General features: G+C 57.2%; 24 protein-coding genes. 11 read left to right on the top strand and 13 right to left on the bottom strand.

Translation table 11 applies throughout. From position 1 onward, the window contains the following. Positions 1-11: 11 nt before the first annotated feature. Positions 12-1,382 carry a pyruvate dehydrogenase complex E1 component subunit beta gene (locus ACR0LN_RS03855; RefSeq protein ID WP_480427889.1) on the top strand — a complete coding sequence of 457 codons (1,371 nt, stop codon included), beginning with the start codon at positions 12-14 and terminating at the stop codon, positions 1,380-1,382. Between the two features lie 14 nt (positions 1,383-1,396). Further along, positions 1,397-2,698, top strand: coding sequence for a pyruvate dehydrogenase complex dihydrolipoamide acetyltransferase (locus ACR0LN_RS03850; RefSeq protein WP_480427888.1), 1,302 nt, complete (start codon positions 1,397-1,399; stop codon positions 2,696-2,698). A 66-nt stretch (positions 2,699-2,764) separates the two neighbouring features. Here the strand turns inward: ACR0LN_RS03850 and cysE are convergent, their stop codons facing one another. After that, positions 2,765-3,574, bottom strand: a complete 810-nt coding sequence (cysE, locus tag ACR0LN_RS03845) for a serine O-acetyltransferase (RefSeq protein WP_480427887.1) — start codon at positions 3,572-3,574, stop codon at positions 2,765-2,767. Between the two features lie 84 nt (positions 3,575-3,658). Here cysE and ACR0LN_RS03840 point away from each other — a divergent pair, with 84 nt between their 5' ends. Next, complete coding sequence (locus tag ACR0LN_RS03840; protein WP_480427886.1) at positions 3,659-3,997, top strand: TraR/DksA family transcriptional regulator; 339 nt, start codon at positions 3,659-3,661, stop codon at positions 3,995-3,997. Here the strand turns inward: ACR0LN_RS03840 and ACR0LN_RS03835 are convergent. Together ACR0LN_RS03835 and ACR0LN_RS03830 are read right to left on the bottom strand one after the other, a co-directional pair. Further along, positions 3,978-4,274 carry a DUF7742 family protein gene (locus tag ACR0LN_RS03835; RefSeq protein WP_480427885.1) on the bottom strand — a complete coding sequence of 99 codons (297 nt, stop codon included), beginning with the start codon at positions 4,272-4,274 and terminating at the stop codon, positions 3,978-3,980. The two genes, ACR0LN_RS03840 and ACR0LN_RS03835, sit on opposite strands and share 20 nt — an antisense overlap. An 8-nt stretch (positions 4,275-4,282) precedes the next feature. Beyond that, entirely contained in the window at positions 4,283-6,553 is a 2,271-nt protein-coding gene (locus tag ACR0LN_RS03830; RefSeq protein WP_480428353.1) for a phage tail protein, read from the bottom strand. A 943-nt stretch (positions 6,554-7,496) separates the two neighbouring features. Between ACR0LN_RS03830 and ACR0LN_RS03825 the strand changes: the two genes are divergently transcribed. Next, positions 7,497-8,753 (top strand): DEAD/DEAH box helicase, encoded by a 1,257-nt coding sequence (locus ACR0LN_RS03825; RefSeq protein ID WP_480427884.1) that lies wholly within the window; start codon positions 7,497-7,499, stop codon positions 8,751-8,753. Between the two features lie 34 nt (positions 8,754-8,787). Here ACR0LN_RS03825 and mltG read toward each other — a convergent pair whose 3' ends face one another. The 7 genes from mltG to fabD all read right to left on the bottom strand — a co-directional run bounded on the left by mltG (position 8,788) and on the right by fabD (position 15,106). Continuing rightward, positions 8,788-9,948: an endolytic transglycosylase MltG gene (gene mltG / locus ACR0LN_RS03820; RefSeq protein ID WP_480427883.1), complete on the bottom strand. Its 1,161-nt coding sequence runs from the start codon at positions 9,946-9,948 to the stop codon at positions 8,788-8,790. After that, a complete protein-coding gene (fabF, locus tag ACR0LN_RS03815) occupies positions 9,949-11,214 on the bottom strand; it encodes a beta-ketoacyl-ACP synthase II (protein ID WP_480427881.1) in 1,266 nt (421 codons plus the stop codon). A gap of 194 nt (positions 11,215-11,408) precedes the next feature. Continuing rightward, on the bottom strand, positions 11,409-12,152 hold the full coding sequence (locus ACR0LN_RS03810; RefSeq protein ID WP_480427880.1) for a 1-(5-phosphoribosyl)-5-[(5-phosphoribosylamino)methylideneamino]imidazole-4-carboxamide isomerase: 744 nt from the start codon (positions 12,150-12,152) through the stop codon (positions 11,409-11,411). A gap of 119 nt (positions 12,153-12,271) precedes the next feature. After that, positions 12,272-12,811, bottom strand: coding sequence for a GNAT family N-acetyltransferase (locus ACR0LN_RS03805; RefSeq protein WP_480427879.1), 540 nt, complete (start codon positions 12,809-12,811; stop codon positions 12,272-12,274). Between the two features lie 136 nt (positions 12,812-12,947). Next, positions 12,948-13,181, bottom strand: a complete 234-nt coding sequence (locus ACR0LN_RS03800; RefSeq protein ID WP_008756330.1) for an acyl carrier protein — start codon at positions 13,179-13,181, stop codon at positions 12,948-12,950. 208 nt (positions 13,182-13,389) lie between these two features. Continuing rightward, on the bottom strand, positions 13,390-14,127 hold the full coding sequence (fabG, locus tag ACR0LN_RS03795; protein ID WP_480427878.1) for a 3-oxoacyl-[acyl-carrier-protein] reductase: 738 nt from the start codon (positions 14,125-14,127) through the stop codon (positions 13,390-13,392). Positions 14,128-14,167: 40 nt separating this feature from the next. After that, on the bottom strand, positions 14,168-15,106 hold the full coding sequence (gene fabD, locus ACR0LN_RS03790) for an ACP S-malonyltransferase (RefSeq protein WP_480427877.1): 939 nt from the start codon (positions 15,104-15,106) through the stop codon (positions 14,168-14,170). A 170-nt stretch (positions 15,107-15,276) separates the two neighbouring features. Here fabD and ACR0LN_RS03785 point away from each other — a divergent pair, with 170 nt between their 5' ends. After that, positions 15,277-16,503, top strand: coding sequence for a cytochrome b/b6 domain-containing protein (locus ACR0LN_RS03785; RefSeq protein WP_480427876.1), 1,227 nt, complete (start codon positions 15,277-15,279; stop codon positions 16,501-16,503). Positions 16,504-16,559: 56 nt separating this feature from the next. Here the strand turns inward: ACR0LN_RS03785 and ACR0LN_RS03780 are convergent, their stop codons facing one another. From ACR0LN_RS03780 to ACR0LN_RS03770, 3 genes are all read right to left on the bottom strand, one after another. Continuing rightward, complete coding sequence (locus ACR0LN_RS03780) at positions 16,560-17,144, bottom strand: YceI family protein (RefSeq protein ID WP_480427875.1); 585 nt, start codon at positions 17,142-17,144, stop codon at positions 16,560-16,562. A gap of 298 nt (positions 17,145-17,442) precedes the next feature. Further along, a complete protein-coding gene (locus tag ACR0LN_RS03775; protein WP_480427874.1) occupies positions 17,443-18,033 on the bottom strand; it encodes a YceI family protein in 591 nt (196 codons plus the stop codon). A gap of 126 nt (positions 18,034-18,159) precedes the next feature. Next, positions 18,160-18,669 (bottom strand): hypothetical protein, encoded by a 510-nt coding sequence (locus tag ACR0LN_RS03770; protein ID WP_480427872.1) that lies wholly within the window; start codon positions 18,667-18,669, stop codon positions 18,160-18,162. A 302-nt stretch (positions 18,670-18,971) separates the two neighbouring features. Here ACR0LN_RS03770 and rpsF point away from each other — a divergent pair, with 302 nt between their 5' ends. The 6 genes from rpsF (at position 18,972) to ACR0LN_RS03740 (ending at position 22,724) form a co-directional block, all read left to right on the top strand. Then, positions 18,972-19,325, top strand: coding sequence for a 30S ribosomal protein S6 (rpsF, locus tag ACR0LN_RS03765; RefSeq protein ID WP_155151103.1), 354 nt, complete (start codon positions 18,972-18,974; stop codon positions 19,323-19,325). 27 nt (positions 19,326-19,352) lie between these two features. After that, the gene (rpsR, locus tag ACR0LN_RS03760; RefSeq protein ID WP_005608650.1) at positions 19,353-19,580 is read left to right on the top strand and encodes a 30S ribosomal protein S18; all 228 of its coding nucleotides are present in this window, start codon (positions 19,353-19,355) and stop codon (positions 19,578-19,580) included. Positions 19,581-19,592: 12 nt separating this feature from the next. Further along, entirely contained in the window at positions 19,593-20,213 is a 621-nt protein-coding gene (gene rplI / locus ACR0LN_RS03755; RefSeq protein ID WP_480427871.1) for a 50S ribosomal protein L9, read from the top strand. A 151-nt stretch (positions 20,214-20,364) separates the two neighbouring features. Continuing rightward, positions 20,365-20,841 carry a transglycosylase SLT domain-containing protein gene (locus ACR0LN_RS03750; protein ID WP_480427869.1) on the top strand — a complete coding sequence of 159 codons (477 nt, stop codon included), beginning with the start codon at positions 20,365-20,367 and terminating at the stop codon, positions 20,839-20,841. 235 nt (positions 20,842-21,076) lie between these two features. Next, positions 21,077-21,778 (top strand): LuxR family transcriptional regulator, encoded by a 702-nt coding sequence (locus ACR0LN_RS03745; RefSeq protein WP_480427868.1) that lies wholly within the window; start codon positions 21,077-21,079, stop codon positions 21,776-21,778. A 97-nt stretch (positions 21,779-21,875) separates the two neighbouring features. Then, a complete protein-coding gene (locus ACR0LN_RS03740; RefSeq protein WP_480427867.1) occupies positions 21,876-22,724 on the top strand; it encodes an acyl-homoserine-lactone synthase in 849 nt (282 codons plus the stop codon). Positions 22,725-22,727: the final 3 nt, after the last annotated feature.

The raw sequence follows: 22,727 nt of genomic DNA, 5'->3' as shown, positions 1-22,727 counted from the left end.
ACGAATAAGACATGGCAACCGAAATTCTCATGCCCGCACTCTCACCCACGATGGAAGAGGGCACGCTGGCCAAATGGCTGATCAAGGAAGGCGATACCGTATCTTCGGGCGACATCATGGCCGAGATCGAGACCGACAAGGCGACGATGGAGTTCGAAGCCGTTGACGAAGGCATCGTCGGCAAAATCCTGATCGAAGAAGGCACCGAAGGGGTCAAAGTGAACACCCCAATCGCAGTTCTGGTCGAAGAAGGCGAAGACGCCTCTGCCCTGCCAACGGCTGCGCCCGCAGCCGCAGCGGTGGCCGAGGCCGCCCCGGCGGCGGTTGAGGCGCCCGCTCCTGCCGCTGCCCCTGCTGCGCCGGTGGTCGATCTATCGCCCGACTGGCCCGCAGATGCCGAGATGAAATCCGAAACCGTACGCGAAGCACTCCGCGATGCGATGGCCGAGGAAATGCGCGGCGATGAAGACGTCTATCTGATGGGCGAGGAAGTCGCCGAATATCAGGGTGCGTATAAAATCTCTCAAGGACTGCTGGACGAATTCGGCGCCAAGCGCGTGATCGACACTCCGATCACCGAGCACGGTTTTGCCGGTATTGCGGTTGGTTCGGCTTTTGGTGGTCTGAAACCGATTGTCGAGTTCATGACTTTCAACTTCGCCATGCAGGCGATTGACCAGATCATCAACTCTGCAGCCAAGACGCTTTATATGTCCGGCGGTCAGATGGGCTGCCCGATCGTGTTCCGTGGCCCCAACGGTGCTGCGGCACGCGTGGCCGCGCAGCACTCTCAGGACTACGCCGCATGGTACATGCAGGTACCCGGCCTGAAGGTTGTCATGCCCTACTCGGCCGCCGACGCCAAAGGGCTGCTGAAATCGGCGATCCGCGACCCCAACCCGGTCGTGTTCCTGGAAAACGAAATCCTCTACGGTCGCTCTTTCGACGTACCGCAGGTGGATGATCTGACCATTCCGCTGGGCAAGGCTCGCATCTGGCGCGAAGGTTCGGACGTAACCATCGTCAGCTTCGGCATCGGTATGCAGTTCGCATTGGAAGCCGCCGACAAGCTGGCCGAAGAAGGCATCAACGCTGAAGTGATCGACCTGCGCACAATTCGCCCGATGGACACCGGGGCAATCATCAACTCGGTGATGAAAACCAACCGTCTTGTGACTGTCGAAGAGGGTTGGCCGCAAGGCTCGGTTGGCAGCTACATCTCGTCCGTGGTGATGCAAGAGGCGTTCGATTATCTCGACGCACCAGTCATCAATTGCACCGGCAAGGATGTTCCGATGCCTTATGCCGCAAACCTCGAAAAACTGGCGCTTGTGACCACCGACGAGGTGATCTCCGCCGTCAAACAAGTGACCTACCGGTAAGGAGCGACAGACAGATGCCCACCGAAATTCTGATGCCCGCCCTTTCACCGACCATGGAGGAAGGCACGCTTGCCAAATGGCTGGTCAAAGAGGGTGACACCGTCTCCTCCGGCGACCTGCTGGCCGAGATTGAAACCGACAAAGCCACGATGGAGTTCGAAGCCGTCGACGAAGGCACCGTCGGCAAAATCCTGATCCCTGAAGGCACCGAAGGGGTAAAGGTCAACACCGCCATCGCGGTTCTGCTGGAAGAAGGCGAAAGCGCTGATGATATTTCAGCCGCGCCTGCCGCTGCACCAGCGGCTGCCCCCGCAGCCGCCGCGGGCAACGAGGCTGCCGCCCCAGCGGCGTCCGAGGCGCCCGCCCCTGCCCCTGCCGCTCCGGTCAAGGCAGATGGCGGTCGTATCTTCGCGTCCCCTCTGGCCCGTCGGATCGCAGCGCAGAAAGGTCTGGACCTTTCTCAAGTTACCGGGACAGGTCCGCACGGCCGTATCGTCAAAGCCGATGTCGAAGGTGCGACAGCGGCGGCTCCGGCCGCTGCCCCCGCGCCTGCCGCCGCAGCCCCTGCTACCGCTGCTCCGGCAGGTCCTTCTGCGGATGCCGTGGCCCGCATGTACGAGGGCCGGGAATACGAGGAAATCAAGCTGGACGGCATGCGCAAAACAATCGCTGCGCGCCTCTCCGAAGCCAAGCAGACTATCCCGCACTTCTACCTGCGCCGCGACATCAAGCTGGACGCGCTGCTCAAGTTCCGCAGCCAGTTGAACAAGCAGCTGGAAGGCCGTGGCGTTAAACTCAGCGTCAATGACTTTATCATCAAGGCCGTTGCCAACGCGCTGCAACAGGTTCCCGCCTGTAACGCGGTATGGGCTGGTGATCGCGTTCTGCAACTGAAACCGTCGGATGTGGCTGTTGCGGTTGCGATCGAGGGTGGTTTGTTCACCCCGGTTCTGCAGGACGCAGATACCAAGTCGCTTTCGGCCCTGTCGACCGAGATGAAGGACCTGGCCGGTCGCGCACGCGAACGCAAACTGGCACCGCATGAGTATCAGGGCGGCACGTTTGCAATCTCGAACCTGGGCATGTTCGGCATCGACAATTTCGACGCCATCGTGAACCCGCCGCATGCTGGCATTCTGGCCGTGGGTTCTGGCGTCAAGAAACCAGTTGTTGGCGATGACGGAGAGTTGGCAGTGGCGACCGTCATGTCCGTCACCATGTCGGTTGATCACCGGGTCATTGACGGCGCGCTGGGTGCAGAACTTCTGCAAGCCATCGTCGACAACCTGGAAAACCCGATGGTCATGCTAGCCTGACGGACCGCTTGAAACAAAAAAGCCGCCTCAGTTCCGAGGCGGCTTTTTTCGGTTACACGGCATATATTACTGGTCCTTACCCAGCATGTGGTCCATCGAAATCGCGGGCTGATCGCAACCGGCTTCGCCGACGATCTTGGCAGGAATACCAGCCACGGTCTTGCAGGCCGGAACCTCTTGCAAAACGACCGACCCCGCCGCAATGCGGCTGCAGTGACCAACCTCGATATTGCCCAGAACCTTGGCTCCGGCACCGATCAGAACGCCGTTTCCGATTTTCGGATGACGCTGCTCTTCTTCCTTGCCGGTCCCGCCCAGCGTTACCGAATGCAGCATCGACACATTGTCGCCGACCACAGCCGTTTCACCGATCACGATTGAGTGCGCGTGGTCGATCATGATCCCCTTGCCGATCTTTGCAGCAGGGTGGATGTCGATCCCAAAAATCTCGGACGAGCGCATTTGGAAGAAATACGCCAGATCGTGACGTCCCTTCTGCCAGAGCCAATGCGCCACACGATAGGCCTGCATCGCCTGATACCCTTTGAAGTACAGAATCGGCTGCAACAAACGATGGCAGGCCGGGTCGCGTTCGTAGACAGCCATCAGGTCAGCCCGTGCTGCCTCAATCAACGAGGGATCGTCGGCATAGGCTTCATCCACGATTTCACGCAGAACCATCATCGACATTTCGTTCGAGCACAGCTTGGCCGACACCCTGTATGACAGCGCGCGCTCAAGGCTGCGGTGGTGCAGGATACAGGCGTGAACCAGCCCTCCCATCAACGGCTCGCTCTCAACCGCTGCCTGAGCTTCGGTCGTGATACGGTTCCAAACAGGGTCGACAGGAGTAACCTGACTGCGCTTTTCCAACATGGGCTTTGTTCCTTTGCTGCGCCTAGAATGCCATTTAGTTGTAAAAACACCAAACGCAAACCCGTGATCTGCAAGGTAACGAAAATGAATGAAACAAAAATGGCAGAGTTTAAGTCACGGATACAGGTACGTCTGGCCGAACTGGCAGAACATTCGGAATCCGAAAAAGACGCCCAATCGATCGTCGAATTGGACCAACAGGCCGTCGGTCGCCTCAGCCGAATGGACGCGCTGCAGAATCAGGCAATGGCCAAAGCACAGCAAGCCAATCGGGATATTGAGGCGCAAAGGTTGCAAGCCGCTTTGATCCGTATTCACGACGGCGAATTTGGGTATTGCGAAGACTGTGGCGACGAAATCCCGGAAGGTCGGTTGCTCTTTGATCTCGCGGCCACAAAATGCGTCAGCTGCGCATCCGGCTGATCTTCAACCGGATCAGATGACGCAGAACCAACTCGAAACATTGACAATATTGCAGATCATCAAAGCTTGGCTCATCCACCAATCTCCTGTTCCGGGCGGCCGCCATAAGTGAGCCATTGCCAAACATCGGGTGGATTTTCCCTGTCTGGCCGACATGCTTGTCGGCCAGTTCCGCTTCGTGGATCATCCGTGTGCACAAACGGTCCCGTTCGGCCGACGGCGCGGCCAACAAGGCCCGCGCCGCGGCGCTGATATCGCCATGGAGAACAGGGCGCATCGATTGTTTCACTCTACAGTTAAGTTGGCCGCTAATCCCGGCCCATAGCTGGCCGAAATTTGCGCCACCCGAACATCGTAAGGCCCGCTTACACCATCAACTGCCTTCATCGATGCAGTGTACGCCCAGTTCGGTTGGCTCACGACATGCTCTCGCAGCAAAGAGCCGTTCTCGCGAATTTGAACCAGGTAAGACTCGCTTTCTTCCGCCAACGGAACGTCCAACGCAGCCCAATCGTCCCCATCCAAACGAGTGCGCCGTATCCAGGAAAACTGATCTCCTGCGGCCGAAATGGAAGATCTCAAGTGCACCGGAGAATATGGTCGTAGTCCATTGCCGTCGAAGGCTTCGACAAGATGAACAAATGACGGATCGTCATAACCCCTTGTCGCCGGGCCGATACGATAATGCTTGGTCACCCTGCGCTCGGACCGCAACAGGCTGGTCTGGTAGATGCGCTGATCCATAAGCACGAACATCGAACCCTCCGGCCATGCATCCGGCATGAGCGCATCCGTCCCCAACTGCCCACGCAATCGCCCGGACAAAGTGTAGATGCCGCTACCCACTAGCGTAGCATTGGCAAATTGGAAAAGCTCCCAATTGCCGGGTGTTCCGTCGCCGATTGCAGCCAGATTGGCACCATTGAGCAGTGCATGGCGTGGGCGGGATTCCAACACACCATCGATCAGATTGACGCGCAGTGACGCACCCTCGTCCCAGACGCCAGCACTCGCCCGTGTCATGGGGTTTTCCGTGAAACCGATGACAGCCTGCCCAGAAATTACTTCCTGCAGTTCGTAATCTTCGTCATTGGCGGCTGAAAAAACTGCAACGCTGCCCGGCCACGGATCGGCGGACGTGGCGAGGTATGGCGCGTGAGGCTGCTCTGATCCGGTAATAAGTGGCAGGTCCATGAACACGGGCAGTACGGGAACCGGTGCTACGAAAGGTGTGGCTGTCACGACGTCATCCGGCAGATCAGACGGCGTGTAAACGCTTGGCTCAATTCGAACCGCCTCGGCCAGTTGCAGTTCAGCCTGCTCAAGGCGATCGATGCGATAGCGATCACCGCGACCCTCCTTGCGCAAACTGACAACATCGCCTGCCCCCAAATGCAGCATCGATGGCGGCAAGGCAAATCTGGCCGTATCGCGCGAGACCCGCGCTTCGCTCAGCCAACGCTCAACGGTTTGCCGACCTTCGACGCGAGTCATCGACAGAGGCATTTCATTCTCAGATACCGAATGTGTACGGGCGTCAGGCAAAACAGCTTCTTCCGAAACCACATCGTGATCGGCATCCGACTGAACGAACCTTAATCGCACGCGACCCGTCAATTCGGCTTCGGCTTCTCTGCGAAATTCTACTTGCCCTTCAATATCAGAGCTTTCAGCCAAAGTATCGATATCCAGCTCAACTGCATGACGCCCATCGCGCATCTGGAACAGCAACACTCCGTCCCGCTCAATGGCGTCGAAACCATAGCGCAGCATCAAAGGCTGCAACGCTGCGCGGGCGCTGCTTACGTCCTCGACCGCATATCCCCGCACCACGCCATAAAGACGCGATACATCGATATCCCTAACGCCGGCTCCATGGCAGATTTCTGTGACCACTGACGCCAGCGTACGCGTGCCCGACCGTCCATTCAGCCAGTGACCGCGGGAATAGTTTTCTCCATCGCTCCACTGACTGCGCAGGTTTGGAAATGTTGGATAAGGGCGGGCATCCCAAGCCCAAACATACGCGTTCTGCATGTCTATCATCCGACCATCGTACTGATCCGAGGCTGGATTGATAGCGGGATCAGACCAATAACCCAATACGGCCTTCAGGTACTGCACCTGAATAAAGTCATCACGTTGACCATTTGAATATTGCGGCAGGCTGGATTCCGAGGATTTGGGGTCAAGGAACTTGTTCGGTTGGTTGGTGCCCTTGTCCACCGCCGCGCAACCAAGCTCATCCACCCAGGCTGCATCGAACTGAGGCCCCCTCAGCCCCTCGGGGTCATGCGCCGAGAACGCCTGCGCCTCGGCCCCGTTGGGCCAGATCAGCTTGCGCTCGGACGCCTTCCAAACCGGACGCCGATCCGGCGGCGAGCATTGCAATATCCCGCTATCGCCAAAAATCATCACATCGCGCACCTGATCAAAGGTTTCACCAACCAATGCCACACGACTGGCCTCACCCTTATCCAAAGGCTTAGCCCCTTCGACCATCGACCGTACCCATTCGGACCCCGCGCGCGTCTTACCCGCACCGCGCCCGCCCATGATCACCCAGGACCGCCAATCGCCCTCGGGCGGCAGCTGGTGCGGCAGCGCCCAGAATTCAAACAGGAAAGGGAGGGCGCACAGCCCTCCCTCCCCGATCTCACTCAGAAATCTTTCCTGCACCGCAACAGGTGCGGAGGCGAGCCAGTCTGCACCCGACCTCAAACCGAGCCCGGTCAAGGTCGAGTGCATACCCTCCTTGGGCAATTCCGGCTTGTCTGTGATGTTGTTCGACAAAGCTTGTCTCCACTTTCTGACAACTTCGGATCAGCCCCTCTAGCTGCCCAAGTTGCTTGCCTGTTCCGGCAAGGTCTGCATCCTCCCCGGCGCCGATCTGCTTGCGCAGTTCTTCCGCTGCTTGGCGCAAACCGCGAATGGACATCTCAAGCGACTGCAAAAGTTCCGCCGTCTGGGACATCCGCTCTTCCGGGGTAATCAAAGTCATGTTTGCCTGTGACCTCATGCGTGAGTTTTTCCGCACGAGAGAAACGAAAAACGGCCACCGGGTCGCCCCGGGGCCGTTGCCCACCTCTTCTAGCATGACACAAGTGATACGAAAAAAAGCGCACAAAGTCAATGATTTGCGCAACAGCGGCGCAACGGGCAGCGCACGGTCGAGATTAAGAAAACCTCAACACATCCAATTGAGATCGTTGGATTGCCGTCCCACCGGCGCAGAACCAAAGCTTGACAATCTCAGACCAAACGCGCATTAGCGCCCGACCACAGCGCTAACGCGTGAGCTATTGGGCCTTCAGCCCCCACAGCGCACTACACATCTCCTAGTTCCCCTTCACGCAGGGTTCTTGATGCGAAAGCCGGATATACGGGACTCGCCTGTATGCCCTGAGGCTTCGCAGAAACCCTGCCGGTCGCGCTGTAGGCGTGGCCTTACGCTCTTGTCCGGTGCGGAACGCTGTACCGGATCATAAAGGAATGATACTTGTTCGACTTTGACATGCTGGGCCTTGCCCCAGCCCTGAACGAGGCGCTTGAGCGCGCCAATTTCACCCAGCCAACTCCGATCCAGAACCAGGCGATCCCTCTGGCGCTGCAAGGCCACGACATTCTTGGGCTGGCCCAGACCGGCACCGGCAAGACACTGGCCTTTGGCTTGCCTCTGATCGACCACCTGTTGGCTCAACCCGGTAAACCTGCCCCCAAAACCGTCAAGGCTCTGATCCTTGCGCCTACGCGTGAACTGGTGAACCAAATCGCCGAGAGCCTGCGCAACCTCACCAAAAAGACGAAACTGCGCGTGGCAACTGTGGTCGGAGGTCAGTCGATCGGTAAGCAAATCTCTTTTCTGTCGCGCGGCACCGACATTCTGGTTGCTACCCCCGGCCGACTTATAGACCTGATGGAACGCGGAGCCGTTGACCTTAGTTCAGTGCGCCATCTTGTGCTGGATGAGGCCGACCAGATGCTGGACATGGGCTTTATCCACGCACTGCGCAAAATCGAGCCCGCTCTGGGAACACCGCGTCAGACCATGCTTTTCTCGGCAACAATGCCGAAACTGATGGAAGAGCTCAGCCAGTCCTATCTGACCAATCCACAGCGCGTTCAGGTCTCGCCTCCGGGCAAGGCGGCGGACAAGATTACGCAATCCGTGCATTTCCTCAGCCGGGCGGAAAAACCGGGAAAACTGCGCGAAATCCTCTCGGCGGACACAGACGCTCTCACGCTGGTCTTTGCCCGCACCAAGCACGGGGCCGAGAAACTGATGAAGGGGCTCGTGGCAGATGGCTTTAACGCAGCCTCGATCCACGGGAATAAAAGCCAGGGCCAGCGTGATCGCGCGATCAAGGCGTTTCGTGCTGGCGAAATCAACGTGCTGGTTGCCACCGATGTGGCCGCGCGCGGCATCGACATTCCCGGCGTAGCCTATGTGATCAACTATGACCTCCCCGAGGTGCCCGACAACTATGTCCACCGGATCGGCCGCACCGCTCGCGCCGGACGTGAGGGTGAAGGCATTGCGTTCTGCGCACCGGATGAACTGGATCAACTGCGCCAGATCCAGAAACTGATGAAAATTGAAATCCCGGTTGCTAGCGGAACGATGCCAGAGTTTGCAGAACCCAAGAAACCCCGCAATCGTGGCGGTTTCCGCGGACGGAAACCGCAGGGAGCCAATTCGGCGTCAAAACCCTCGTCATCCAAGCGTCGTCGTCAGCGCAGACGTCCAGCCGCATAAAAGAAAGGGCCGCGTTCAAACCGCGGCCCTTTTCTTAATTGCTCGAGCTGTTTCTCTCAGCCTCAATCTCACGCCATTTGGCGACGTTTCGGTTGTGCTCATCCAGAGTTTCAGCAAACGCGTGACCGCCGGTACCATCCGCAACAAAGAACACGAAGTCAGTTTGTTCCGGGGCGACGGCTGCTTCAAGACTAGCCAGTCCGGGATTGGCAATCGGAGTCGGCGGCAAACCATCAATGACGTATGTATTCCAAGGCGTTGCCCGGCGTAGTTCACTGCGGCGCAATCCGCGTCCCAACACACCCTGACCTTTGGTGACACCATAGATCACCGTCGGGTCCGTCTGCAGCTTCATACCCCGCTCCAGCCGGTTCACGAATACACTAGCCACCTGCCCACGCTCATGCGGGACACCGGTTTCCTTTTCAATGATCGACGCCAGGATAAGCATCTCTTCGGGGCTGGAGATCGGCAAACCGTCCTGCCGATTTTCCCAAACTGCATTAATCCTGAGCTGCTGCTTTTCCTGCATATCCTGCAGAACCGATGTTCGGTTGTCACCTGGCGTAACCTCATAACTGTCGGGCGCCAACATCCCTTCAGCTGGTATCTCCGTCACATCGCCACTCAGGGCGTCGATCCCCTTCAAAGCCTCGGCGACCTGCCACGAGGTCACACCTTCAGCGACCGAAACGCGATACCGCGTGTCAGCGTCCTGACGCTTTTCGGCGTATTCCGCAGGGGCGTCTTCCTCCGCAGCTTCAAAATTGGCAATCTCAACGAATTCCAAAGTCGACGGATCCAACTCGCGCACACGTGTCTGAACCCTGGTCACACCGATCCGATACTCAATCTCAGATCCGCAGGTGCTGGCACCGCTGCTGGTGATGTCGTCGATGATCTGTTCCATCGACGCGCCTTCACGAACAAGAAAACTGCCCGCTTTCAGCTGTTGCGCCTTTTCGGTGTAATCCGCAGCCAGACGGAAGATCAGAGCGCTGTTGATTGCGCCATCATCCTCAAGCTGTTGGCTGACGGCGGTCATGTTCGAACCGCGCTTTACCTGCAGGCACATGGCGGTATCAAGAGGGCCTTCGGACTTGTACTGCGACTGCCCCCATAGGATCAGACCACCAACCAGGAACAGGCCGACCACCAGGATGGTCAGCGCGTTCGATGCCAAGGCCCGCCACATTTAGCTGACCTTCCCGAAGATCACGCTGGCGTTGGTACCGCCAAAGCCGAACGAGTTCGACAGGGCGATGTTGATCTCACGCTCGCGTTTCGCATTCGGAGCAAGATCAATCGGGGTTTCGACCGCGGGGTTGTCCAAGTTGATCGTCGGCGGGGCCACCTGATCGCGGATCGCGAGGATCGAAAAGATGGCCTCAATCGCACCCGCAGCACCCAACAAGTGACCCGTGGCCGATTTGGTCGAGGTCATGGTCGCATTACCGGCATGGTCACCCAGCAGACGCTCCACCGCGCCCAGCTCAATCGTGTCAGCCATGGTCGAGGTGCCATGCGCGTTGATATAGTCCAGATCCTTCGGCTCAAGCCCGGCGCTGCGCAGGGCGGCCTTCATAGAACGCTCAGCCCCGTCGCCATCTTCGGACGGTGCGGTGATGTGATAGGCATCGCCGGACATGCCATAGCCCAGAACCTCGGCGTAAATTTTCGCTCCCCGCGCTTTGGCGTGTTCGAATTCTTCCAGAACAACGATGCCAGCACCCTCGCCCATGACGAACCCGTCACGATCAACATCGTATGGGCGGCTAGCCTTCTTAGGATCATCCGCATATTTGGTCGACAGCGCCTTGCACGCGTTGAAACCTGCGATACCGATCTCGCAGATGCAGCCCTCGCCGCCGCCCGCAACCATAACATCGGCGTCGCCCGCACGAATGATGCGGCTGGCGTCTCCAATCGCATGCGCACCAGTCGAACACGCCGTCACGACCGAGTGGTTCGGCCCCTTGAACCCATGACGGATCGAGACCTGACCCGAGGCCAAGTTGATCAGAGCGCCAGGAATAAAGAATGGCGACACACGACGCGGACCTTTGTCGCGGATCAGGTTGGCCGTGTTCGCAATCGACCCCAGACCACCAATGCCCGAACCGATCAGAACCCCAGTCCGCAAACGCGCATCTTCGTCCTCGGGCAGCCAATCGGCATCCTTGCAGGCCATTTCTGCGGCCGCGATGGAATACAGAATGAAATCTTCGATCTTGCGCTGCTCTTTCGGCGGCATCCAATCGTCAGGATTAAATGTCCCGTTGGTACCGTCGCCGCGCGGCACTTCGCAGGCATAGGTCGTGGTGACCCCACTTGCCTCAGCATCAAACTGAGTGATCGGGCCCGCACCGGATTCTCCGTCCAGCAGCCGTGACCAGGTTTCCTCGACCCCACTGGCCAACGGAGTGACCAATCCCAGACCGGTTACAACGACTCTGCGCATGAAATGCCTCTTGCCTGCTTCCTGTTTGAGAACCGCTCATACCCCGGCCCGGGGTCCGGGGGCAAGAGCAACGGTCTATTCCCTTCCGGCATCATCTTGCCAAAACCGAAAGAAATTTCACTCATTGCTATTCGAAAGGTAAAAAATGCCCCCCGCCGGAACAGGCAAGGGGCAGCTTTCTTCATGACCGTTTCTTACTGGAACTGTGCGACCGGCTCGTGTGCGGTCTTCGCCACTTCCAGCGCGTCAGCCAGGCTCAGTGTCTTGCGGAACAACGCGCGCCCGACAATTGCGCCAGAGATGTTGTGGATATACGCCAGTCGCGAGATGTCGTCTGCCGTGCGCACCACGCCGCTGGCGACAATCGGAGTGCGGGATTTTTCGGCAAGCCCCGAAATCAGCCCCAGCTGCGCCTCGACGTCTTCCATGTCACTATCGATATCAGTCACCACGATTGCAGCGAACGGAGTATCTGCGAAGGCTTCGATGAACGCTTCGGGTGTAAACGCGCTCTGACTGCGCCAGCCTTCGGTCATCACAAACCCCTGCCAGACGTCAACTGCCAGAACGATCTGATCCGGGTGCAGCTTGGCCAGTTCTTTGACCAAAATGGGGTCCCGCGCTGCAAGCGTGCCGATCACGACACGACCCGCGCCTTTGTCTATCCAATGCTCAACCTGCTCACGGCTACGCATGCCGCCGGCCAGCTGCACCGGCATCTCGGCCGAGCGGATAATCTCTTCGACCAATTCGGCATTGGTATCCCGGCCCTCGATCGCATCGAAATCCGTCAGTTGCATCCATTCCGCCCCGGCGGCAGACCAGCCGCGCGCCGTTTCTACCGGGTCCACGTGCCAAATCGTGGCATTGTCCAGACGGCCTTTGTCCAATGTAACACACCGGCCGTTCTGCAGTTCCATAGTGGGATAAACCCTCATGAGCCCGCTCCTCCGCTCAATCGCATTGCAATCCAGTGTACCATACACGCCGGACGTCGGGCTGTTTTTACCAGTTTCGGCAAACTGAGGACATTTTGCGGCATCGCCGCACACAGATTTTATACGTGTCTCGGCGGGCCGTCTCGGCGTAACAACACAACCGAAGACCCATTATACTCGCTGTCACGCATTGGGGTGTAGCCCAGCTTTTCGGCCAGCTTTTGCGAGACCGCATTCGCCGAATTGACCATTGCAACCAACGGCCCAGGCATGACGCGGTCGAACCAGTCATGGGCTGCCTGCGCGGCCTCCAAGCCCAATCCCTGCCCCTGCGCCTCGGGAACCAAAATCCACCCGGCCTCGGGAAAACTGTCAAAATCTTCTCCCAGTGCGCGGTTCCCGTAGAAGAATCCGGCCTGTCCGATCAACTGCCGATTCGACTGCTGCAGCACGCCCCAGTAACCAAACCCCGCCATCTGCCAATGTCCGGCATTCCGAAGGAAGGAATCCCAAGCCTCACCACGCGAGCGTGGTTTCCCACCGATATGACGCACGATACAAGGGTTGCGCCATATCTCGGCGAACCGGTTGAAATCCTCGGGCCGCATGGCGCAAAGCATCAAGCGTGCCGTGTTTATCGTCGGGGTGGATCGTATCATGCCCTGCCCGCTCGGAAATTTGCCTCTTTGCAAACTGTGCTTAGCGGAAATGCGTCAAGCAAGGATGAATTTGCAGTCGGCACAAAAAACGGCGCCTCCGTTGCCCGGAAGCGCCGCTTTCAAGGGTTTGAAGCGATTAGGACGCTTCAGAGATGAATTTGACGGCGTCGCCAAAGGTCTGGATGGTTTCGGCTGCGTCATCCGGGATCTCGATGCCGAACTCTTCTTCGAAGGCCATAACCAGCTCAACGGTGTCCAGGCTGTCTGCGCCCAGATCGTCGATGAAGGAAGCGTTTTCCGCTACTTTGTCTTCTTCAACACCCAGGTGCTCAACAACGATCTTTTTTACGCGATCTGCGACGTCGCTCATATCTATTCCTCATTCCATTTCAGGGCGTACTGCCCGGTTCAGCCCTTGCCCGCTCAGGCTGGCTTTGATTTGCCCGGTCCGGGCGGTTGGGTCCCGGAAGACCGGGAAAGTAGAAGGCCGACCAATCGGTCGACCTCTGCATGCATGTGCCGCCTATAGCACAGACAACGCTCGAGGCAAACGCTTTCGCGCCCACCCCGACGTGCGATCACAACATGGCCATGCCGCCATTCACATGCAAGGTCGTGCCTGTGATATAACCCGCTTCGGGGCTCGCAAGGTACAGAACTGCGGCAGCAATTTCCGACGGCTCGCCCATTCGGCCAGCCGGAACTTGACCCAGAATGCCGGATTTCTGATCGTCAGTCAGCTTGTCTGTCATCGCCGTTGTTATGAAGCCCGGAGCAACCGCATTGGCCGTGATTCCTCGGCTTGCGACCTCATAGGCCAGCGACTTGGTCATGCCGACCATACCGGCCTTGGACGCGGCATAGTTGACCTGTCCCGGATTGCCCGTAGCACCAACCACGGACGAGATATTGATGATCCGACCCCAGCGCGCCTTCATCATGCCACGCAAAACGCCTTTGCACAGCTTGGCGGTGGCGGTCAGATTCACATCGATGACGCTTTGCCATTCTTCGTCCGACATGCGCATGAACAGATTGTCCCGCGTGATACCCGCGTTATTGACAAGAATATCGACCGAACCCATCGCATCAGCGGCCTGCTTCGGCAGCGCCGCAACGGCTTCGGGATCACTCAGGTTGCAAGGCAGCACGTGCGCGCGTTCGCCCAGCTCATCGGCAAGCGCCTGCAGCGGTTCAACCCGCGTTCCAGAAAGCCCGACGGTGGCCCCAGCGCCATGCAAAGCACGCGCAATGTCGCCCCCGATACCGCCCGAAGCGCCCGTGATCAGCGCGTTCTTACCTGTCAAATCAAACATTCGGTTTCCCTCTTGGTGCGTCCGATGGGACGTTTTCAGCTTACGATTCGGCCCCGATGACCTTTTGCACGTCGTCCGGCGTACCAACGGCTTTGCCTGCGATGTCACGGTTGATCTTACGGATCATGCCCGATAGCGCTTTGCCTGCACCGATCTCCCATGTCTCGGTCACACCCTGCGCCGCCATGTACTGAACACTCTCGCGCCAACGAACCGAACCGGTGACCTGCTCGATCAGCAACTGCCGAATCAAATCGGGGTCAGAGACCGCTTCGGCGCGCACATTCGCCACCAGCGGCACAGCAGGGGCCTTGATTTCAACGGCGGCCAAGGCTTCGGCCATCACGTCGGCGGCAGGCTGCATCAACGCACAATGGAACGGAGCACTCACCGGCAGCATCACTGCGCGCTTGGCACCTTTTTCCTTCGCAATGTCAGCCGCACGTTCAACCGCGGCTTTGGCACCCGAAACCACAACTTGCGTTGGGTCGTTGTCGTTCGCAGCCTGACACACCTCGCCCTGCGCGGCCTCTTCGGCAACTGCACGCACTGCGTCCAGATTAAGGCCCAGGATGGCCGCCATAGCGCCCTCACCCACCGGTACGGCGCTTTGCATAGCCTGACCGCGGGTCCGCAGCAGACGGGCCGTATCGGCAACCGACAGCGCGCCTGCAGCAGCCAGCGCCGAGTATTCTCCCAGCGAATGGCCGGCGACAAATGCCGCATCTGTTATCGACACACTTTCGGCCTCCAGCGCACGCATCGCTGCGATCGAGGTCGCCATCAGCGCGGGCTGCGCGTTCTGCGTCAGAGTCAGGTCGGCAATGTCACCTACCCAGATCAGGGCGCTCAGCTTTTCACCCAGCGCTTCGTCGACCTCGTCGAACACAGCCTGAGCAGCCGGGTAAGCCTCGGCCAGAGCCTTACCCATCCCAATGGTTTGGGCGCCCTGCCCCGGGAAAACGAATGCGCGTGTCATTGCGACCTCTTGGATGACTTTAGGTTGCGGCGGGGTGTAAACCGTGTGACCGCGCGGCACAAGCATTGCCTGACCTCTGCACGTTGGCACCGCGACTGTGCGCATCTCGCTATTGTGTCCTGACCCCATGACCTTAACTTGATCGCAACCACCCCATCCCGGAGCAAACGATGCCCTCGACCAACACCTTTTCCAGCTACGGCAGCGTGACCAAGACCTTTCACTGGCTCACCGCGCTGTTGATCTTCACCGCCCTACCGCTGGGTTGGTTCGCCAACGAGCTGGCGCATTCGATTTACGACCCTTCCATCCCAACCACCGAAGACGACATCTCACGAGCCGTCCGCTTGTTCTCTCTCCATAAAACAGTGGGGATAACCGTTTTCTTTGTTGCGCTGGCGCGCATTCTCTGGGCCATCACCCAAACCAAACCAGGACTACTAAACGCAGACAACAAGCCCGAGGCCTTTGCCGCCGAAACCGTCCACTGGATGCTGTATTCATCACTGGTGCTTGTGCCACTGACCGGCTGGCTTCATCACGCTTCAGCAGAAGGGTTCGCTCCGATCCTGTGGCCGTTTGGTCAAAACCTGCCATTTGTGCCCAAATCGCCCTTCATGGCCGAAGTTACGGCAAGCCTGCATTGGCTGTTCATCCTGGTTCTGGCCGGATCGCTCGCGCTGCATATCGCCGGCGCCTTGAAACACCACGTCGTAGACAAAGACAGCACGCTGCGCCGTATGATGCCTGGTCGGTCCGACGCCCCCCAGCCACCGGATCAGCACCATTCGCCTGTGCCCGCCCTTGCAGCACTGTTGACATGGGGCGCGGTGCTACTTGGCGGCTGGTCTCTAGGCGTGTTCACCGATCATTCGGCCGCTGCAACGGACACTGCCGAGTTGACCGAGGTTCAATCCGACTGGCAGGTCCAAGACGGCTCGCTTTCAATCACTATCACCCAATTGGGCAGTCCGGTAACAGGTAGCTTCTCTGATTGGACAGCCGCAATCGCCTTTGAGGACCCGGCAGAGCCGGGACCGGCCGGAACTGTGGACGTCACGATTGGTATCGCTTCATTGAGCCTTGGCACGGTCACAAATCAGGCATTAGGTACTGATTTCTTTGACAGCGCACAGTTCCCAACTGCCCGGTTCAAAGCCGACATCTATAGAACGGATACCGGGTACGAGGCGCGCGGCCCACTGACAATTCGCGACAAGTCACTGGACGTTGTGCTGCCATTTACCTTGGACCTGCAAGACAATAACGCCACCGTATCTGGTGAACTGGAACTGAACCGAATGGATTTCGATGTCGGCACCTCCCAGCCGACCGAGGACTCGCTGGGCTTTGGCGTCGTTGTGACGGTCGATTTGACAGCTGAGCGTCTGGAGTAAGAAAACCGCCGGGCGACACCCGGCGGTTTCTTTTCAAATCGTAGGACTAAATCTGATCAGCCTTCTACGTCTTCTGCCTTCTGCGCCTCAACCGAAATCCGAATTTCGACCTCATCGCTAACAAAGGGTGCGAACTGACCCAGATCGAAGTCGCTGCGGATCAGTGTGGTGGTCGCATCAAACCCGGCCCATGGCTTGTTCGCCATCGGATGCTCGCCAACCTGGTTCAGTTTTGCGTCCAGAACGACCGATTTGGTCACACCGTTCATAGTCAGATCGCCGGTAATGTTGGCGGTGTTTTCGCCGGTCACCTCGATGGCTGTCGACGTGAAGGTCACCAGATCACCTTCGGCAGCACCAAAAAAGTCTCCGGTCATAAAATGGTCTTCGCGCGGTTTCCAACCCGTGATCATTTCGACAACAGGCATCGAGACAGTCACGCTGGACGCAGCAGGGTCTTCCTGGTCGAACATAATCTCGCCTTCAAAGCCCGAGAACATGCCATAGGTGGTTGAAAAACCCAGGTGGTTGTAGCTGAAGACAACCTGGCTGTGGCTGGGGTCCAGGGTGTATTTCTCGGCGCTGGCAAATGCCGACGTTGCCGACACGGCAATAGCAGCAGCAAGAAGGGTGGATTTCATGACAATCTCCGCTTTACTTTTGAGTATGTTTACGAGCAATCCGTTTTGGGTTGCTTAAAAATAAATGTGCCGCGCGGTGTCAGCACACAAGTCCAATAGAGTCACACCCTCTGTGCTTTTCTGAACAGGAGTGTGGTCAGGCTAATATTGTTACGCTTTGGCTCAATTGGCCGTTAACGTTCGGTCGGTAACCGCCGACTACAGCGGCAATTTTTTCACAAAATTGCCGCCGACGTTAACCATATTCACTTAAATATCCTCGATCTGCGCCAACCAAAGAAAGGTGGGCCTCGGTGGGCTACTGAGCCTTCAGTTCCGCATTGATAACAATTTCGAGCTCATCACCATCGGGTGGAAAGAATGCGCCCATATCCCAATCCGAGCTCTTGATCATCGTGACTGCAGTGATGCCAAGCCACTTTCCCTTGTAGTAGTCGAAAAACTGCCCAACAGGATGATCTCCGAATGCATTAACCGTTACTTCGAAAGTCGCCGGTTTCGAAATATCCTTAATTGTCAGGTCGCCAACTACGTTGAGCGTGTTATCCCCTGTCTGTTCTACCGAAGTCGACACAAATTGGACAACTGGGAAGTTCGCTTCATTGAACAAAGCCTCGCCAAGGATGTCCGAATTGAATTGATCGTTCCCTGTAACGACGCTGCTTACCGGAATGCTGAAACTTGCTTTTGCATCAGCGACAGCGCCTTCCGAGAACTCTAGTTCACCTTCAACGGTGCCAAACTCGATGGATTGCCGTGAAAAACCGGCATGGGAGTAATACACCCGAACTTCAGTGTGACCCGGATCCACTTTCCAGGTCTCTGCAATTCCTGCTGAAGCCATGGTCGCAGCGGCGAATAGCGTAGTGGCAAGAAGTTTGGTTTTCATGACAATCTCCGCAAATTTGTGAAAGCAAACCGTATGGGATGCTAAATAACCAAAATGTGCTGCCAAAGGGCAGCACACAAGTTATATTATCTCACGGTTTCTGTTCCTAGATGAACAGAGTAAAAATCAGGCGAAGATTGTTACACTTCCGCTCAATTGCCCCTTAAGCGCCCGGCTTACATCCGCCGATTGCAGTGGCAGTTTCATCAGCAAGCTGCCGTCGACATCGAACAGTTCGACCTGATCTTCGGCGAAACGGGCACCGCCCAGGGTGTCATAGCTACGGCGCAGCACGGTTTGCGGGCGACCGTTCTCGTTCTTTTGCAGAACGCGGACTTCGCGGCGGATCGGGTCAAAATATGCGTCCGGGCGAGCATCCAGAAGCTGGATGGTCAGCAGGCTGACGCCGACCAGCAAAAACAGCAACGACGCGGCAAGTTTAATTGGCCATACTTCGGTCGCCATTGCAGACCCTGGCACGAGCCACATTGAAAATGCCATCACGACGAGAAAGGCTCCGACTATGCGTGCAAGAACCATTCGAACCTTCCAGTTCGGAGCGAATGTGATCAGCACTGGTACAGATTTCTCATAGCCAGCTTTGGCCGCCGACTCTCCGAATGTATTCGTATTCATGACACTCATATCTTTCGCCCTGTCTTCAGGTTACCGTTCCGGGTTCCGTTGGTTCGGGTTGTCCCCGGTATGCAGATCAACTTTGAGCCGAAAAGCGTCAGGAATTGGGCAGTGCAATGTTAATTGGTTGTTTTTAGCGGGACACCACCAAGGCGCAGTCGTGGGCTTGCCCCCCACGCAGAAACGTGTATATGGGGCCATCCTTCGCAAATCACATGAATCGCGCAGCCTCTCGTGGCAGGGTCGCGAAGGACCAAATGGCCCCGCCTATGAAATGCGCCTTGATAGAAACAGGAGTGCACATGCCACTGTATGAGCATGTAATGATCGCGCGTCAGGACCTGTCCAACGCGCAGGCAGAAAGCCTCGTCGAACATTTCGGCACCGTTCTGGCTGACAACGGCGGCAACGTCGTCGAAAGCGAGTACTGGGGCGTCAAGACGATGGCTTACAAGATCAACAAAAACCGCAAAGGCCACTATGCCTTCCTGAAGACCGACGCTCCTGCTGGCGCCGTTCAGGAAATGGAACGCCTGATGCGCCTGCATGACGACGTTATGCGCGTTCTGACCATCAAGGTCGACGAGCACGCCGAGGGCCCCTCGGTCCAGATGCAGAAGCGCGATGAGCGCGAAGGCCGCCGCGAGCGCCGCTGATCAACGCCTGACGAAAGGACATAAACCATGGCCGCAAAACCATTTTTCCGCCGCCGCAAGGTCTGCCCGTTCTCGGGTGAGAACGCGCCGAAGATCGACTATAAAGACACCCGTCTGCTGCAGCGCTACATCTCTGAGCGCGGCAAGATCGTACCTTCGCGCATCACCGCCGTTTCGGCGAAAAAGCAGCGTGAACTGGCCCGTGCTATCAAGCGCGCCCGCTTCCTCGCCCTGCTGCCCTACGCCGTGAAGTAAGGAGAGACTGACATGCAAGTTATCCTTCTGGAACGCGTTGCGAAACTGGGTCAGATGGGCGACGTCGTTGACGTTAAGCCCGGTTATGCCCGCAACTTCCTGCTGCCCCAAGGCAAAGCTCTGAGCGCATCGAACGCCAACATCGCGTCGTTCGAAGCCCAGAAAGCTCAGCTGGAAGCGCGCAACCTGGAAACCAAGAAAGAAGCTGAAGCACTGGCTGAAAAGCTGGATGGTCAGCAGTTCATCGTGATTCGCTCGGCTTCGGATGCCGGCGCTCTGTACGGCTCGGTCACCCCGCGTGACGCCGCAGAGGCCGCGACTGAGGCTGGGTTCACCGTCGACAAGAAACAGATTGCCCTGATCGCACCGATCAAGGAACTGGGTTTGCACTCGCTGGCAGTTAAACTGCACCCCGAGGTCGAAGTTGAGATCAAGATGAACGTCGCTCGTTCGGAAGAAGAAGCCGAACTCCAAGCGTCGGGTAAATCGATTCAAGAACTGGCAGCCGAAGAAGAAGCCGCTGCTGAATTCGAAATCGCCGAACTGTTCGACGACATCGGATCCGCCGCATCTGACGACGACGAGCTGGTTGCCGAAGAAGCTCCGGCTGAAGACGACGAAGCCAAATCCTAATCCGGTTTAGCAGAATTTGAGAAGGCCGCACATTTTGTGCGGCCTTTTTTTATGCCCGCATCTGGCGGCAAAATTCGGCCAGATTTTAGACCTACGCTTGTAGCTGGCGCACAGTCTTCTATCTTCGCGCCCTGAAATTCGGAGTTCAAAGATGACATCTTTCTTGCGCCGCGGCGTGCTGGCAATGTTACTTACAATTCCCTTCGCAGCTTGCGGCGGGCCAGACACACCAACACAGGATGCGTTCGATCCGCCTCTTTATCCCAATGAGACCCCGGAACTGAGGGCCTCGATCAATAAGTGGGCCGATCATTATGAACTCCCACGCGAGCTTGTGCACAAATTGGCTATTCGGGAAAGCACCCATCGTCCTTGGGCCGTGAACCGTCCGTACTACGGCCTGCTGCAAATCCTGCCCGCTACTGCGCGCTCGATGGGGTATAGCGGCAATGCACAGGGGCTACTGGACGCGGATACAAACCTGGAATTCGCCGGGAAGTACCTGCGCGGCGCGTGGTTATTGTCAGATGGCGATCAGCAACGGGCAATATTTCTGTACGCTAAAGGCTATTACCCAGAAGCGAAGGCCAGAGGTATGTTGGTCGAAACCGGACTAGAGCCGCAATAAGGTCCCTGCACATTGGCGTTCAATCCCGCTCACTGACGCGAAATCGCGTAAACATGAGTGGATTTTCGCTCAAATCAGGCAAAATCGCGTATTTCCGGTGCTTGAGATACGCATTATGCCTGTTCGATATGAACAATCCGCTTGCGAATACCCCTATGTTGACGCAACGTAGGCTTGAAATCGGATATACTAGGCGCTCCTGGGGGTAATAGGCGTCAATGTAAAGGTTGGACAGGTGAAACTCATAGACTTGGCCGCAATCGACCATGAGGAGAAGTCGGCCGCAGACATCATAAATTCCGTCTGTGAGGAGTTGGGATTTGACTATGCCTCTTATGCGACCATGAATCCGGTCAAAGGGGACGTTCAGGGATATGCAAATTACCCTGATGAGTGGAAGATTCACTACGGCAGCCACGGTTTCCATCACTTCGATCCTACCTTGTATAAGTCGGCGCTTAGCATCGCTCCGGTAGATTGGGCGCGGTTCGAACAAGATGAAAAGTTCAACTCGGTTTTCCGGGATGCTCACGACTTTGGGATTACATCACGCGGGCTGACCGTGCCAGTGCGCGGGCCATATGGCGAGTGCGGGCTGCTGAACGTCACGCGGGATTGTTCGGATGCCGAATGGGAAAAGCTAAAAAAGCACGTTATGGCTGACCTTCAGCTGGCAGCTGTTCAGGCGCACGACACAGTCATGCAATCTGGGCTGCTCGCAAAGGCGTTGTACCTCCCTGCCCTTTCCACCCGTGAAAAAGAGATCTTGCAATGGGTGGCCGTTGGAAAGTCTCAGCAGGACATTGGCGATATCCTGTCCATTTCCCATCGAACCGTTGAAGTGCACATGCGATCCGGGCGTGAAAAACTGGGTGCATTGACCACGCCTCAAGCCATTGGACGAGCTATTGGCTTGGGCTTAATAGCACCAGGATAAAGAAAAAATCCGCAAAAATACGGGAAACCCCCAATAGCGTCTGATCACGACTTGGTTAACTCTGAGTTCATGGTAACCAGACTGCAGGGGGATGGATATGATCATCGTAATCGATGGTATCAACCAACATATGTTTAGTGACGTCCTGGACGAGATGTACAAGCTTCGCGCACGCGTGTTCGGAGATCGCTTGGGCTGGGAAGTCAATATAAAGGACGGACGCGAACGTGACATGTTCGACGACCTCAATCCTGCTCATGTAGTAAGCATCGACGACGAGGGGGAAGTCGTTGGGTGCATGCGGCTGTTGCAGACGACGGGTCCTCACATGCTTTCGGACGTCTTCAACTCGATCCTGGACGGTGAGCCACCGCTGCGCAGCTCGCAGGTGTGGGAAGCAACTCGTTTTTGCGTCGACACCAAAAGGCTCGGACGAGGTCGCGGCAAGAACTCCGTCTCTTACGTCACCAGCGAGGTTATGATTGGATCGTTCGAATACGCCAAGACGGCCGGTGTCCTGGACTCGATCGCCGTCATTGATCCTGTGATGAACCGCGTCCTCCAACGCTCGGGCAATGCGCCGTACGACTATCTGGGAACCGCCAAACCGATGGGCAAGGTGGTTGCAATGGCCGCGATGATGGATTGCTCGGACGAGCGGATTTCCGGGATACGCGACTATGCGGGTATCGAACATGATGTCTTTCTGACCGAGGAACAGGCGCTGGCGCGTTTCGCCCGCAGCCAGACCCAAAAACCTGCGAATACCGATCACAAGCCATTGACCGAACTTGAGAAATACTTTGTCGAACAGATGCATTCGGCAAGGACGAAAGCCGAGGTCAACGCTGTACTGAAATTGATCGAAGAGCTTTCAGACCGATTTACACCAGAGCAGAAAATCGCTCTGCTGAGTACCCCCCGTGCTTTTGCTCATGAGGCCTGACCC

The organism is Ruegeria sp. AA6 (genome assembly GCF_056542865.1).
The sequence above is the reverse complement of the archived record's forward strand: the minus strand, read 5'-3'. Positions and strand labels throughout refer to the sequence as shown.